Source organism: Fusibacter tunisiensis (assembly GCF_016908355.1).
Classification (GTDB): domain Bacteria; phylum Bacillota; class Clostridia; order Peptostreptococcales; family Acidaminobacteraceae; genus Fusibacter_D; species Fusibacter_D tunisiensis.
In genome coordinates, this window is the sequence record NZ_JAFBDT010000007.1 from 76807 (window position 1) to 91217 (window position 14411).

At 38.4% G+C, this 14411-nt stretch carries 12 protein-coding genes; 4 read left to right on the forward strand and 8 right to left on the reverse strand.

All coding sequences use genetic code 11. The annotated features are described in order from the left end of the window. Window positions 1–57: 57 nt before the first annotated feature. Together JOC49_RS06375 and JOC49_RS06380 are read right to left on the reverse strand one after the other, a co-directional pair. Window positions 58–1014 (reverse strand): hypothetical protein, encoded by a 957-nt coding sequence (locus JOC49_RS06375; protein ID WP_204663536.1) that lies wholly within the window; start codon window positions 1012–1014, stop codon window positions 58–60. Beyond that, the gene (locus JOC49_RS06380; protein ID WP_204663538.1) at window positions 1001–1861 is read right to left on the reverse strand and encodes a hypothetical protein; all 861 of its coding nucleotides are present in this window, start codon (window positions 1859–1861) and stop codon (window positions 1001–1003) included. The genes JOC49_RS06375 and JOC49_RS06380 overlap by 14 nt, the downstream gene beginning before the upstream one ends. Before the next feature lie 100 nt (window positions 1862–1961). Between JOC49_RS06380 and JOC49_RS06385 the strand changes: the two genes are divergently transcribed. Beyond that, window positions 1962–3533, forward strand: coding sequence for a tetratricopeptide repeat-containing diguanylate cyclase (locus JOC49_RS06385; RefSeq protein WP_204663540.1), 1572 nt, complete (start codon window positions 1962–1964; stop codon window positions 3531–3533). A gap of 62 nt (window positions 3534–3595) precedes the next feature. Here the strand turns inward: JOC49_RS06385 and JOC49_RS06390 are convergent, their stop codons facing one another. Next, window positions 3596–4912 (reverse strand): methyl-accepting chemotaxis protein, encoded by a 1317-nt coding sequence (locus JOC49_RS06390; RefSeq protein ID WP_204663542.1) that lies wholly within the window; start codon window positions 4910–4912, stop codon window positions 3596–3598. Between the two features lie 165 nt (window positions 4913–5077). Here JOC49_RS06390 and tig point away from each other — a divergent pair, with 165 nt between their 5' ends. Further along, the gene (gene tig / locus JOC49_RS06395; RefSeq protein WP_204663544.1) at window positions 5078–6202 is read left to right on the forward strand and encodes a trigger factor; all 1125 of its coding nucleotides are present in this window, start codon (window positions 5078–5080) and stop codon (window positions 6200–6202) included. Between the two features lie 93 nt (window positions 6203–6295). Continuing rightward, entirely contained in the window at window positions 6296–7447 is a 1152-nt protein-coding gene (locus tag JOC49_RS06400; RefSeq protein ID WP_204663546.1) for an MFS transporter, read from the forward strand. 41 nt (window positions 7448–7488) lie between these two features. Here the strand turns inward: JOC49_RS06400 and JOC49_RS06405 are convergent, their stop codons facing one another. Genes JOC49_RS06405 through JOC49_RS06420 form a run of 4 tightly spaced genes read right to left on the reverse strand, consistent with a single transcriptional unit; the run spans window position 7489 to window position 12340 of the window. Then, a complete protein-coding gene (locus tag JOC49_RS06405; protein ID WP_204663548.1) occupies window positions 7489–8826 on the reverse strand; it encodes an MATE family efflux transporter in 1338 nt (445 codons plus the stop codon). Then, window positions 8823–9371, reverse strand: coding sequence for a GNAT family N-acetyltransferase (locus tag JOC49_RS06410; protein ID WP_204663550.1), 549 nt, complete (start codon window positions 9369–9371; stop codon window positions 8823–8825). The genes JOC49_RS06405 and JOC49_RS06410 overlap by 4 nt, the downstream gene beginning before the upstream one ends. 16 nt (window positions 9372–9387) lie before the next feature. Then, window positions 9388–10254, reverse strand: a complete 867-nt coding sequence (locus JOC49_RS06415) for a DMT family transporter (protein ID WP_204663552.1) — start codon at window positions 10252–10254, stop codon at window positions 9388–9390. Then, window positions 10232–12340 (reverse strand): sensor domain-containing diguanylate cyclase, encoded by a 2109-nt coding sequence (locus JOC49_RS06420; RefSeq protein WP_204663554.1) that lies wholly within the window; start codon window positions 12338–12340, stop codon window positions 10232–10234. Before JOC49_RS06420 ends, JOC49_RS06415 begins: the two co-directional genes overlap by 23 nt. Before the next feature lie 78 nt (window positions 12341–12418). Here JOC49_RS06420 and JOC49_RS06425 point away from each other — a divergent pair, with 78 nt between their 5' ends. After that, a complete protein-coding gene (locus JOC49_RS06425) occupies window positions 12419–13849 on the forward strand; it encodes an aldehyde dehydrogenase family protein (RefSeq protein ID WP_204663556.1) in 1431 nt (476 codons plus the stop codon). 54 nt (window positions 13850–13903) lie between these two features. Here the strand turns inward: JOC49_RS06425 and JOC49_RS06430 are convergent, their stop codons facing one another. After that, window positions 13904–14323, reverse strand: a complete 420-nt coding sequence (locus JOC49_RS06430) for a glycerol-3-phosphate acyltransferase (RefSeq protein WP_204663557.1) — start codon at window positions 14321–14323, stop codon at window positions 13904–13906. Between the last annotated feature and the right edge of the window lie 88 nt (window positions 14324–14411).

Consider the following 14411-nt stretch of genomic DNA (forward strand, 5'->3'; position numbering starts at 1 on the left):
AAATCATACATACCCAAAAAAACAACACGCAAAAAAAAGTTGACATGAAAGTCAACTTCAAGATTTTCGTTTAAAAAATGAAATTTTTTCTTTGACACCATTGGCACTTTTCTTGCCTAGATTTCGAATCATAACTTCAATGTATCTAAACCGGGCTTTTCGGGCGTCTTTTCGGGCACGCTTTCGTAAGGTTTCTTCGGAGACACCATCTCCCGCAATACCTGCCAACACCCTATACTTGAAACGATTACCATTGTAAATGATAAAGGCATAATTTCCCGCTGCTTGAAGGATGGGACTAATGGTCTTTACAACAACACCCAAAAATGGAATAGAGTCTCCCAGTGTTTTCCCGGTTTGTGCTTCGAAAATTTCACTAAATTCCTCTATGAATTCCTGAACCATATCTTCAATTTCATCATCAAACTCTTCCAAAACGCCTGATAAGGATGCAATTGAAAAAATCGAAAAATACATCTGCCAAAGTTCATTTAGAGAGTATCTAATTTTTATACGCTGAGAAAGTGTGTGTAACAAACGCGCATTCCCAAAAATGAGTGTCAGCCCATCTATTACAGAGTTGGGGGATATCATCACTGTGGCCGTCAGCTTAAAAGCAAACTGTCTAATAATGCGATCAAATCCGGCAATCTGATTTTCAAAATATTGAGTGATCCAATTGATGCCTTCTTGTCTAGAGTTTTCAAATGCTGCGTTCATTTCTTCTCGCAAAAGATACTCTAATTCCCGTTCTAAAGCAGTTCTTACTTTCTTTAGTGCCTTTAAATCACCTTTTAATGCTTTTGTTATCTCTGGTATTGAGGGTCTATTCCGATATTTAATGATTGGGATACCAAGAAAATAAAACCCTGCACCGAGAATAAAAATATAAATGCCACCTTCTATCCAAAGATAGTCAAAGCTCACCCAACGCGCAAATCGAACGATATTTGCACCCATTAAAAAAACAAAATAAAAAGTGAGAAATGCCAATAGCGTTTTAATTATTTTCATTTATGGTTTTCACCTTCTCATCCCACGTCTGCTCACTAAAATCACGCCCATACAAAAGGATATTTTCTGGTGGTGCATCCATCGGACTTCCTAGAGGATATGATTCTGTCAAATAGATACTCACGAGCTGGTCTTTTAATGTATCCATTGGTATCTTAAACTTCAAATCAACACCTATATGTTCGCCGTTTTTCCACAGATAACCGCCACCCTTAAATGAAATTGTTTCACCAGATTCCAGTTCAAAGTGAAAGGCATAACTCTTTTCGCCACCCAATTCATAATCTACACCAGATTCATTTGTAAACACAATAAACCCATCGGCGGCATCCGGTTTTTCATACAATTTAAAATTAGAAATTTCAAAGGCTTCGTTTAATCTGTCTGGCAAATTCACTTCAACAAACGTCCCTGTCAGTCCATTAAATAAAGATTTCATTTCACCAGATTCTTCAGCAAAATAAACCACATTATCTCGACTAGATGTCTCAGAATTCTTATATGTGTAAGTTTCAACAATTTGTGCTTTATAATAGATTTGCCCATCTAATTCTATGGACTCAACCGCTTCTACACTTACATCTATGCCTTCAAATCCAGCTTGCAGTGCAGAGTCTATAGAAGTCTGATAGGTTTCTCTCACTGGAACGCCCATTTCCTCAACTTGCTCATCCGCGTAGGTTAGGGCTAAAATTGCCTCTAAATCATTCTCCAGTACACTGGCATATACACGCTCAATTGATGTTTTAATGTTTTTTTCAATGCTAATATTTTCGGTAGGCTCCAGATCACATCCGGTCAAAGCCAACACAATACCTAAAAAAACACCTAAAATTTTAATCTTCATTGATGACCTCCTCATATTGATTCAATTTTTATAATACATTTTTACGTGGTTTTGTGCAACTGGGATGTGATACAATAATACTATATTCTAGGAGGATTCTATGTCACCTATACTAAAATTGCTAGATAATGCTCGGAAAAATGCACTTGATAAACCCGATACTTCATTGATCTATGCGACTCAGGCTTTAGAACTTGCAAAAGAAACGAGTGACCCTACATCAGAAGCTAAAGCGCTTTATTATATGGCTTACGCCTGCAGGGTAAAATCGGATTACGCATCAGGACTTGCCTACGCATTCCAATCGCTTGAGCTGTTTAAAATGAATCGGTCGCCAGAAGGAATGCTAAAAGCAATTAACATCATTGGAATAATTTATTTTTATTTTGGTGCGTATTCTGAGGCACTTTCCTATTTTATAAAAGCCCTTGAGTTAATTGAGGACATTGACAATCCAAATATGGAATCATCTGTCTACAACAATATAGGTGAAATCTATAGAATGGCTGAGTCGTACACTCAAGCCATTGATTACTATGAAAAAGCTGTTCTTGTCTGCGAAAAACATGAAGAATGGCATAATAAAGCAGTGATTCTATTAAATATTGGCGAAATTCATTTTAGAAAATCCAACTACTCAGATGCCATCAAAGCGGTTCAAACCGCTTATGAAATCCTTATAAACTCAGGAGACCCTATAAGTCGAGGTGAAGCCGAAACCAAACTCGGTAAAATCTATATGCGTGAGGGTGATTTTGAAAAAGCGGAAACCTATTTCACTCTAGCCTATACAAATCTCACACGCATTAACAATGAATTTTATTTGGTTGAACTCCTAATTGAAATGGCAAGTTTCGATGAAATTCGAGATGCCTCTCCGTTAAAAAACTTACATGAGGCACTTAACATTTCAATTGAAAACAATTTTGGCAATAAAATCAGTCAAATTTACAAAGCATTGTCAGAATTTTATGAATCAGAAAAAGACTTTGACAAAGCTTTAACTTATTATAAAGGGTATCATGTTAAAGAAAAGGAGAATGAAGCCTCAAATCTATCCAAGCGTCTTGAGATTCTCTCCTTAGAACTGAAATACAATCAAATGGAAACCCTAGCTGAAAAGTTAGCTCAAGATGTTGTAGACACACAAAAAGAGCTTAAGGCATTAGAGTCCCACAACGCTACCCTTATGCAAGAGGTTTTGATAGATGAACTCACCCGCCTTTTGAACCGTAGAGGCTTAAATAGAAAATTTAGCACACTTTTTTCTGCGAACACAACATTAAAGGGCACTGTTTTTATTATTGATATAGATCACTTCAAAACATTCAATGACGCTTATGGCCACTTAAAAGGAGATGATTGCTTAAGACAACTTTCAAGAATTCTTGAATTAAGTCTTCCTGAAACTGCTTTTGTTGGACGTTATGGTGGTGAAGAGTTTCTCTGTTTCATTCCAAATTCTGACCTCAGCAAAGCAGAAGCCATCAAAACAGGCGATCACATTCGAAAAAACGTCATTGAAAAAATGCCCTACACCATCACCGTAAGCATTGGTCTTTATGTTGGCCAAATCACACATGAAACGTTGGATCAGGCTATCCATTTGGCCGATATGGCCCTTTATGAAGCAAAGGAAAATGGTCGCAATCAAGTTAAACTTTCCACTTGAAACATATCCTGAAATTAAAAGTTGCTTTAGATTTTGACCAAATCTAAAGCAACTTTTTAAATTTAAGAATTTATGCGCTTACACGCTTTTTTCATTTTTCTCAAGTAGGCAACGACTTCTTTAGAGGCTGTATCTACCTCGTGCAAATAATTTTCAGCCTGGTCCATATTATTAGAATTATAGGCGGAAATCGCTTTTTTAGCGAAATTATGGAGTTTTTCATGTGGTATAGCGACTTCAGAAACCAATCGTTTCATATCATCCGTCTCAAACGTCTCTTTGTCCAGCCAACATCCTAAATTGCAGGTATGATGCGTGCCCACTTCTGCTTCAGTTAAAGTTTCGTACCCCAAAATCATATTATAAATCCGCCAACGCCACATTAAATGGTCCGTTGTGTACACCTCAATTTGTGTTCCCATATCCAATTGCATATCCCTAGCAATAAGCCGCATTCGCATGTCATCAAGCATCATTGAAATGGAGTTGATTGAACGTCCAACACGATTGGTGTCATTCTGTTGTGTTTTAGTGGTTTCATTAACCACTGAAATTGCACTGGATATTTCTTGAGATGAAGCTGTTTGCTCTTCAACATTGGCACTAATTTCCACAAATGCACCACTTATATCGGAAAGGTCTTTTTGGATGACATCCATGCCACCTATTGCTTTTGTCAACTGCTCTTTTCCCTTTTCAAATGTTTCATTTGAAGTCGCCAAGGCATTATTGGTATTTATGATTTCATTGGTTAAACCCTGTACAGTGTTTCGAATATAATCAACTTGCTCTTTTGTGTTTTCTGCTAACTTCTTAATTTCATCTGCAACTACTGCAAAACCACGTCCTTGCTCGCCAGCGCGGGCAGCTTCTATGGATGCGTTAAGGGCCAAGAGGTTTGTTTGATCTGCAACCCCTTTAATGATTTCAACCATGCTGTTAATTTTTTCTGCTTCTGTCTTAACATTTTCCATTATTTTTTGAACGCGTTGCGACTCAGCAAAACTTTTAACAATGGCTTCAAATGCACGTTCAATTTCTGAAATAGAGTGGTTGGCCACTTCAATGGAATTGTTTGCTTTAGAACTGGAATCCTGGACAAAATTAGAAATGTCCTCCACAGATGCGGTCATTTCTTCACTGCCTGCTGCAACATTATCCACCATAGACGCCTGTTTTTCAGCACCAAGCAACATATCCTTTATATAATCCATTTCTGTAACATATTTAAGCAAGCTATTTACTTGTGCCAAAAAATCCACGTAAATTGATTCTTGTTCATCATTGGTTGCGTCCCTGGATTCAACCTGAACCAAAGTTTCTACTGCTAAATCATCAGTTGCTCGATTTGCTTCTTTTGTTTTTTTCCTTTTAAACATGGTTATGCTCCTTTTCTCTTTTCTAATCCGATTATACTGTTTAATGTGAATACCCACAAATGAATTATTGTTATCATTTTTTCAAAAATTCACAAGTTATTCATTTAATTTTTAGTCATATACTGTATAATGGTTAAGACTAACAAAGATATGGAGGCTTCTTTTATGAACAAATGGACAAAATTATTGTTGGTGTTTTCACTTTTAATGCTGGTTCTAGCTGGCTGTTCAAGTGACACTGACGCAAATGACACACCTACTGAACCTGTTGCAGGATCTGTTGAAACAGACGGATTTTCTTATAGCGACGGCATTAACGCAGATGGAAAGTGGGACGGTGTTACAGCCCTTGATTTGGTTACACTAACGGATTACAAAGGCATTTCAATTCCTAAAGACGTTCATGAAATCCCTGAAGCAAGTGTGGAATCTGAAATATCAAGATTGATGGAATCCTACACTGCTTACAACGAGGTTATGGACCGTGCAATAGTAGATGGTGATACGGTTAACATTGATTACGTTGGAAAAGTGGATGACGTTGAATTCGAAGGTGGTAGTACAGGTGGTAACGGGACAGAAGTTACGATTGGTGTTACCCAGTACATTGATGATTTTCTCGAGCAACTCATTGGACATATGCCAGGCGAAACGTTTGACATTGAAGTGACTTTTCCTGAAAACTATGGCAATGAAACATTGAATGGTAAAGACGCGGTTTTCACAGTAACAATCAATAGCATTCAAGAGTCTTATATCCCAGAACTTACAGATGCTTTTGTTATGGAAAATTTTTCTGAATCTTTTGGTTTTACAACTGTCGATATGTTAAAAACAACAATTAAAGACGATCTTCAGAAAAATGCCATTGCAAACTATGTTCAGGATCATTTATTTGAAAACAGTTCCGTGGATACTGTCCCTGAATCCCTTGTCACATATCAGGCAAATGCCTTTTTAGATTACTATGAACAAACTGCTAGTCAGTATGGCATGACATTAATAGATTTCGTTAATGCATACCTTCAAGTAGAATCTATTGACGCCTTACTTGAAAGTTCTAAAAATGAGCACATTGAAAGTGCCCAATTCTCACTCATTATGCAAGCGATTATTGAATCCGAAAATTTAACTGTATCTGAGGCTGAATTGGTGGAATTTTTCAAGGTCAATATGGGTGTGGAAGATTATTCAGATTATGAAGCACGCTATGGCAAGCCTTATTTGGTCTTCAACATACTTCAGCAAAACGCCCTGTCTCTTGTCATTGACACGGCTGTGCTGGAATAGATCTGTCCTAATGAACGATTCATGAAAGGGTGCCCTTGTGCGCCCTTTTTATTTGCTTACACCACTTATTATACAAATGGAGGATAAACCCCTATGAAAAAAAACATCAATCTTATGATTGCAATGAATACAATATACTCTATTTTCAAGAGCTTTATCCTGATTTTTGTAAATATATACTTATGGAAAACAGGCAAAAGCATGGAAGCCGTTGCTGTTTTTAATATTTTTAACTACATAGCAGCAACCGTATCTTTCTATCTTGGCAATATTGTGGCTTTGAAAAATATGCGATACAACTACCTGCTTTCATCTTTATCTTTTATGGCAGCATTTTCACTGACCGCATATCTAGGCGAATCCATTTCAAGTTATGCCATTTTAATAGGCATACTGGGAGGTTTTGGTGACGGCTTTTTCTTCTTTAATCTAAACACATTTCAAGCCGGCAAACTACTGCCAGACGATATGGATTACTTTATGAGCGCTTCAAGCGCTTTAAAAAAAGCGTCTTCTATTATCACGCCAATTATATCCGGTTTTGTAATTGAAGCGCTCGGTTTTAATGCCATGCTTTACAGTTTACTCTTTTTAATTGCCATTCAATTATTTTTATCCTTTAAAAGTGAAAGCCACCATATCGCCACACTTGGAAAAATTCACTTTAAAAAAATTAAAGCCAATAAAGTACATTCGAAAATGCTGTGGACCAATATCATTATTTCACCTTATACGCAATTTACATCCCTTGCCAACAGTGTTTTCCTTTATGCACTTGTGGCACGCGAGTCTGTAATTGGTTCCTTAAATTCTGCCTTTAGTATTTTTTCAATTCTTATGTTCACCATGTATCGAATCCTCCAAAGGCGGTTTAATCGCAAACACCTGATGTTTGTTGGCGCAATTGCCTCTTCAGTTGTTCTCCTTTTGCTTTTGAGTCCAAATCTTTGGACCTTTGTTGCCTTTGGCGTTCTCATGAACATCGGTGCCGCCATGTTCCAAACGCCACTTGTCGGAGTCCAACTTAGGAGTACAAAAGAAAATGCCTGCGAAGAGTCACAAATGCTAGGAAATCTAATGTTCCGAGTTATTGTACTCAACACAGGCCGTGTGCTATTTTACAGTTTGGTATATTTCTTTTATACCGATTTCAACTCACCGATTTTTACAATTTTCTTAATCTACGGTATGCTATCGCCACTTCTTTCCTACTGGATTGGCCGCGAATCAATAGCAAACTACTAACCACTAACCACTATCCCCTAACCACTATCCCCTAACCCCTATCAAACATTCCTATATTTCCACTGACCTTTTTTAAACCACAGGGCTACAATAAACGCTTCAACGATTACCGAAATGCTAATGGCAAACCACACACCATTTGCACCCCAGTTGAAATGCCTTGTTAGTAAAAAAGCCAGTGGAATTTTTACGCCCCAGTTGCCAATTATGGAAGCAAGCATTGGGGGAAATGTATCGCCTGCACCTGAAAAAGCAGATCCATGTACTGTTAAAAATGCCGCAAAAATAACGCCAGTGTAGGTAATTCTCAAATAATTTGCGCCGATTGAAATTACAGATGGATCTTTTACAAAAAATCCCATAATCCACTCAGGCACCAAATAAAATGGAATTGCAAAAACAATCATATTAATGAGGGCCAGTCCAATTCCATGCCGGATGAGCCGGTCTACCTCATCTAGATCCTGCCGGCCAAGTGCTTGTCCAACCATAACCGACATTGCCGTCCCCAAACCAGCTAAAAAAATAAAAACAAAATTAAACATGCGGCCACCAATACCAAATGCAGCGCCTGCATCAACACTTATCTCTAGAACAATACGAAACATAATTAGACCAGTAAAGGGCCGTGTAATTTGATGAAGCGCAGCATATCGTCCGATTTTTAAAATCCTTTTAATCCAGTCAACATTTAATTTTAAAGAATTTAGTATCGCGGTAAGGTGTCGATTGTAAACGTGAGTCCCAACCAATGCGAGCATCCATACCGATGCTGTGATTTCCGAAATAACAGTGGCAGCTGCAGCCCCTTTGATGCCATATCCAAGCACCATGATGAACACATAATCAAGTCCAATATTAAGAACATTCGCAAAAATAAATACCTTAACAGGATTTTTTGTATCCCCGGTGGCTTGAACAACGGCTCTTGCAGTAGAATTGATAAAGAAAAAAGGAAGTCCCATAAGGGCAACCCATACATAGTCCCTTGCCAAACTTAGGACAAGACCATCTGCCTCTCCAAAAATACCAAGCAATCCAGTCATATTCATGTAGCTAAGTGTCATAAAAATTATACCCGATATTAAAGACACAATCAGTCCTGAACCGGTTATATTTTGAATTTCCTCCGGTTCTTCAGCGCCTGTATAGCGTGCTACAAGAGCAATGGTACCTGCTGAGATCAGAAATGGCATAACTTGTATGACACCAATCAAAGAAGAGGCAGAGCCTGCTGCCGCAGCTTCAGTGCTCCCAATTTGAGAGATAAACCACATGTCGGCAGTTACCATTAAAGTATGCAAGAGCTGGCCCACCATTACAGGCCATGCCAGTTTCCATATTTTCCGAACTTCTCTTGAAAAAATCAGACGACTCATTTGGCACAATCTCGTGCTTCTAATGACCGCTTCAGACGCCTTTTCAAAATCTCAGCATCAAACACAAATACATCTACCAGCAATTGGTCTTCACCCTGTATCACTTCTCGTATGACCCCACCGCCATACTTACGATAAAATGCATTTGAAGGTGCATGTCTATGAGAGTAAACCACCATCTTTGATTTGCCACTCTTCAGGAAATCATCAATAAGTTTGAGCATCAACTGCAAGGAATAACCTTTCCCTCGATAGGCTTTGGCAACAAATAAATAATTCAGTTCAAAGGCATTTTCGTCATCCTCGATCTCTGCATAAGACCCCCCTGCAAAGCCAGCAAAAACACCCTCATCAAAGACCCCATATAGAACTCTTTTATCATCATAATCTGCTGCACTTTGTTCCCATTCCACTAAAAAATCCAATTCCTTTTCAGGTGACAACTCTGTTGTCCTGTGACCTGCAAGTTCCTCATTCCAATACCGAATTCTTAAATCCACCGCTTTAGAATATTCAGCATAAGTTTCCAACTTTCGAATTAGCATGGTCTATCCTCCTTCTTTATAGTTTCCCACGTCCTACCATAGCAGGGAACGCTGTTGCAAATGTAATAAGCAAGGCGCCAATAATTCCCTGAATACCAAATCGATCCCCTAAAAGGAACATGCCAAGCAAAGCTCCAAATATCGGTTCGAACACATATAAAAGTGCCGTTCGTTCAGCACTAAGATATTGTTGACAATAATTTGCAATGACATATGCAATACTCGTACACCCAATTCCAAGAATCAAAATATTTTGAATCCCAAGAGGCGTCCATTCAACGCTAACCGTCTCGAAGATCAATGTGGGTACGAGGCTAAAAATACCAACACTTGTAACTTGGATTGCCGCTACTGTGAGCGGGCTTCCTTCTCGTACATACTTTTCAACAGAAAGTATATAAAAGCTGATAATTAAAGTTCCTATAACCGTTAAGGCATCCCCAAAATTAAAGCCCCCTAAATCACCATCCAAAGTTACTAGCCCCAGTCCTATAATCGCTAAAACTGTTGAAAACCAAACCTGCTTAGGCTGACGTTCCTTCCGAAAAATCATCATTATAAATGGGACAAATATAACATTGCTTCCCACAATAAAGGCATTTTTTGACGCGGAAGTATACTTGAGTCCGTAGGTATGAAAGATAAACGCCAGAAACAGCAAAAGTCCTGTTATAATTCCGCCTTTAATCTGGTGTCTACCAGGCTTAAACCGACCAATTATAATTAGAAAAAAAGTTAACGCCAAACCACCAATCAAAAACCGATAGGCCATGAAAGTAAATACACCCATAACGGACAGAAGTGGTTTTGTTAAGGCAAACGAAGACCCCCAAAGGCCCACTGCCAGCAGGAGCAACACTTCATATATCCAATTCTTTTTCAAGAGTACTCTCCTCATAATAGGCAACCACCTTATTTCTTCCCGTCTCCTTACCGACATATAAATACTGATCTGCTTTTCGAATTAAATCCTCTGGACTGGTTGCTTCTTCACTTTCAGCAAGTCCAATTGTTATACTGGAGGAAACTTGTTTGTCATCATATCTATAGGCATAGGTTTCAACAGCAGTTCGAATGCGCTCACAAATAGAAGACGCTGTGTCGACTGATGTGTTTGGCATTAGGAGTAAAAATTCCTCTCCCCCCCAACGGGCTAGAATATCATAGGGCCTGATTTGACTTTGTATCTGGTTTACAGTTTCCACGAGCATATAATCACCGCCAGCATGCCCAAATGAATCATTAATCCGTTTAAAAAAATCCATGTCCATGAGTGCAAGGCTAAAAGGTATATGCTCACGCAAATATCTTTCCCAAGCCTCTGAAAGTCTCTGAACCATAAACCGTCTGTTATACAGTTTTGTAAGTACGTCTGTATTAGAGAGCAACTCAAGTTCGTTTTTTTGTCGTATCAAAAGTTCTGATTGAATGGAATTGTTAACAGCAATGGCAATATATGAGGTTAATGCACTTAGCATTTCAATATCCTTTTGTGAAAATGCTGATTCTTGCTCACTTTGTACTGTAAATGCACCAAGCACTTTATTTTGAGCCCACAAAGGAAAATACAAAACTGAAGTCATTAAAGCGTTTTTTAAATGCGGTTTATAAACCATCTTTCTATTGACAATACATGATGCTGCAAGACTTTCTGAGTCGTTTAACGGTAGTGTTCTTTCATCTAAAAAAATGCCTTTTTTTATAATTTCCTTATACCTTAAAACGGCATTATCTGGTTCATAAACACAAATTCCCACCACGTCCAAATCCATTACACCCTTAAGCTGAGTATACAACTCTGTCATAATTTCAGTCATCTTCAAAGAATGTGTCACCAATTTGCCAATCTTTGAAATTTTCTGCAACTCACTTATTGCCATATTCATTTCCGATTTTGCCATTTCCACCTCAAACTGCAAGGCTTGAGCTTCAAGCATGTTCTCAAGTGTTTCAGATTCTATTTGTTCATTTAAACGCACATAGCGTTCAAGTGCATCGAATGCTTCTTTATAGAATTCTAGTTCTTTATATACTGTCGCCAGTTTTTTTAAAGTATCTCTTGATTGCACCTTAAGATCCAGTTCATCTGACAATACCAAAGAGTTTAAATAAATTTCTACAGCTTCTTTTTTTGCACCTAATGCCGCGTGAACACATGCTGATTCAAATAATATAGACGCAAATCTATAGTTGTCTTCATTTTCAGCACAGGCCGCTTTTGCCTTTTCAAAAAATTGACTGGATTTCTCATGATTGCCCATATAGCCATAAATCATACCGTATACTTTGTCACACTGAACCCGATACATTGTGTTTTCAAAACTTCGAATTACAAAATCCGCCTTCTGATTATACACAAGCGCTTCTTCCAAATTGTCCTTTTTGACATATATTTCTGCAATATTTGTTAGAATCAACCCTTCAACAGGTAAATCCCTCTGTCGAGCCAAGGTTAATGCATTTTCCATATAGGTCAAAGCCTGGTCAACTTGTCCAGTTTTTGAGTAAATCACTGATATATTGTTTAGAAAACTAATTTCATACTCACTCTTAATTTGACGACTCATGGTAAGGCCTTCTTGATACAGCGACAAGGCTGTTTTTACATCTCCTATTTTTGAAAAAATATTTCCTTTTGAGAAAACTCCAGCAACCACTACATCCAAATCATGGTGAATAGAAGCACTCTCGATACCACGTTCTAGTGCTTCAAGCGCTTCTCTGTATTGACCCATTATGCTTAGACAAGAGCCCTTTAAAACAAGACTTCCAGAAATGCCTTTATAGTAATTTATAGTCTGAGCCTCACGCTCAACTTCTAAACTAATCTTGAGCGCTTCCTTTGGCACACGACTCATTATTTTCTTCCCATCAAGCAAGCGTTGATCCAGTTGTAAAGTGTCCACATAAGCCTCCAATTCAGTTAGATTCATTTCATTATATCTCAAATGTTCTGTTTTGATAATCATATACCCAGAAATTCTGTTGCCTTTTCATTTCATTCGGGTATACTTAATTCCATAATGAATGGAAAAGGAGAAGTTATCATGTTTGCAGACAAACTTTATATCAACGGAAAGTGGGTTCCATCAAATTCTGATGAATGGGTAGAAATCGAAAATCCAGCCACACGTAAAATTATCGGAAAAGTGGCACGCGGTAATGAAATTGATGTTGACATTGCAGTAAATGCAGCTTACGAAGCCTTTAAGGATTGGGCGGCTACACCTGTGGCACATCGCATTACGCTAATGGAAAAAGTCCTTGATTTCTTGCTTGACAACAAGCAAATTCTTATAGATTTAGAAGTAAAAGAACTTGGCGCACCTAAAAAGTGGGCTGAACGTGCCCATGTGGATGGCCCAATAGCTCGACTTGAAAATTACATTAGACTTGTTAAAGGATACGACTTCGTTACCGACCTGACACATGGTAGAATTGTCCGCGATCCAATAGGCGTTGTCGGATGCTTAACACCTTGGAACTACCCGCTTGGGCAAGTCATGCAGAAGGTTATCCCTGCAATTCTTTGTGGCAATACTGTTGTTCTTAAACCCTCTCAAAATGCACCTTTAAGTTCACTTATACTTGCCAAGGCTTTTGATCATGCTGGTTTCCCCAAAGGTGTTTTTAATCTTGTAACCGGTCGAGCCGGGGAAGTTGGTAACGCACTTGCAACCCACCGAAAAGTATCCATGATTTCTTTTACAGGTTCTACCAAAGGCGGGAAAGAAGTGAGTGCAATGGCTATGGAAAGTGTCAAAAAAATCGCCTTAGAACTTGGTGGAAAATCCGCAAACATCATTTTAGAAGGCGCCGATTATAAAAAAGCTGTCTACACAAACTTAAAATCATGCTTTGACAACACCGGACAAACTTGTGCGGCGCTTACACGCATGTTGGTTCCTAAAAAACACCTCGAATCAATTGAATCCATAGTGGTTGAAATGTCCAATGAGTTTACTGTAGGCGATCCAGAACTTGAAACAACTGATATTGGCCCACTGGCAAGTAAGAAACAGTTTCTTAAAGTAAAAAAATATATTGAAGAGGGCCTAAATGAAGGCGCTCGAATGATTGTTGGAAGTGTCCCAGATTCCTATGAAAATGGGTATTTTGTGACCCCTGTTGTTTTTTCAGATGTTCACAATCACATGCGCATCGCAAAAGATGAAATCTTTGGACCAGTAATTTCAATTATCCCATACGATTCCGTGGAGGATGCAATTGAAATTGCAAATGATTCGGTCTACGGTTTATCTGGCGCTGTTTTTGGGCCAGAACCTTTAGCTTATGAAGTCGCTATGAAACTTCAAACAGGTACAGTTTATGTAAATGATGGCAAACGTGACATAGACGCCCCGTTTGGTGGCTACAAGCAATCTGGTATTGGACGTGAAGGGGGTATAATTGGTATCGAAGAGTTCTTAGAAGTTAAATCTGTCTTCTTTAAAAAAGAAACCGTTTATCAACTCTAGTTGACGCAAAAATTCCTGAAATCTCAAATTTAAATGAGGTTTCAGGAATTTTTCTTAGAACCGTTTGTATCCAATTACACTTGAGACTCTGCTTTCTGTTCCATTTTGAAGTCTCTTATAGTTTGGCAAATGGAGCCATAAACTTAGAAACATGCCTGACAAAGCTACCAAAATAGGTATAAGGCCAAGATTAAGGTATAACGTTATCCCAAGCATATATAACGTCAGGGCCAAAGTTCCCAAAATAATATAATCTGTAATCAAAGTTGCTATAATAATTGTCAGCAAGGCTAACAAACCTAAAAATCCGTTCATCCCTATAATGATACCAATTAAAGCCGCCGTCCCTTTACCACCTTTAAAACGCATGTAAAATGGGAAAATATGGCCCAAAATTACACTGTAGCCATTCAAATACAAAAGGACTGCACCGCTCGAATCCAAACTTGCTTGAAACAGGAGTTTGAGTGACATACTCCCACCACTTAAGAAGTGGGGGCTTCTCGTTCGAATAGCCTAATGGCTACAGCATAAGCGAGCTATCCCCGTGTGCCCCACGGTT

Excerpts from the sequence above, each read along its gene's own strand:
- JOC49_RS06375 (WP_204663536.1), bottom strand. The coding sequence starts at position 1,014 with ATGAAAATAATTAAAACGCTATTGGCATTTCTCACTTTTTATTTTGTT.
- JOC49_RS06380 (WP_204663538.1), bottom strand. The coding sequence starts at position 1,861 with ATGAAGATTAAAATTTTAGGTGTTTTTTTAGGTATTGTGTTGGCTTTG.
- JOC49_RS06385 (WP_204663540.1), top strand. The coding sequence starts at position 1,962 with ATGTCACCTATACTAAAATTGCTAGATAATGCTCGGAAAAATGCACTT.
- JOC49_RS06390 (WP_204663542.1), bottom strand. The coding sequence starts at position 4,912 with ATGTTTAAAAGGAAAAAAACAAAAGAAGCAAATCGAGCAACTGATGAT.
- tig (WP_204663544.1), top strand. The coding sequence starts at position 5,078 with ATGAACAAATGGACAAAATTATTGTTGGTGTTTTCACTTTTAATGCTG.
- JOC49_RS06400 (WP_204663546.1), top strand. The coding sequence starts at position 6,296 with ATGAAAAAAAACATCAATCTTATGATTGCAATGAATACAATATACTCT.
- JOC49_RS06405 (WP_204663548.1), bottom strand. The coding sequence starts at position 8,826 with ATGAGTCGTCTGATTTTTTCAAGAGAAGTTCGGAAAATATGGAAACTG.
- JOC49_RS06410 (WP_204663550.1), bottom strand. The coding sequence starts at position 9,371 with ATGCTAATTCGAAAGTTGGAAACTTATGCTGAATATTCTAAAGCGGTG.
- JOC49_RS06420 (WP_204663554.1), bottom strand. The coding sequence starts at position 12,340 with ATGATTATCAAAACAGAACATTTGAGATATAATGAAATGAATCTAACT.
- JOC49_RS06425 (WP_204663556.1), top strand. The coding sequence starts at position 12,419 with ATGTTTGCAGACAAACTTTATATCAACGGAAAGTGGGTTCCATCAAAT.
- JOC49_RS06430 (WP_204663557.1), bottom strand. The coding sequence starts at position 14,323 with ATGTCACTCAAACTCCTGTTTCAAGCAAGTTTGGATTCGAGCGGTGCA.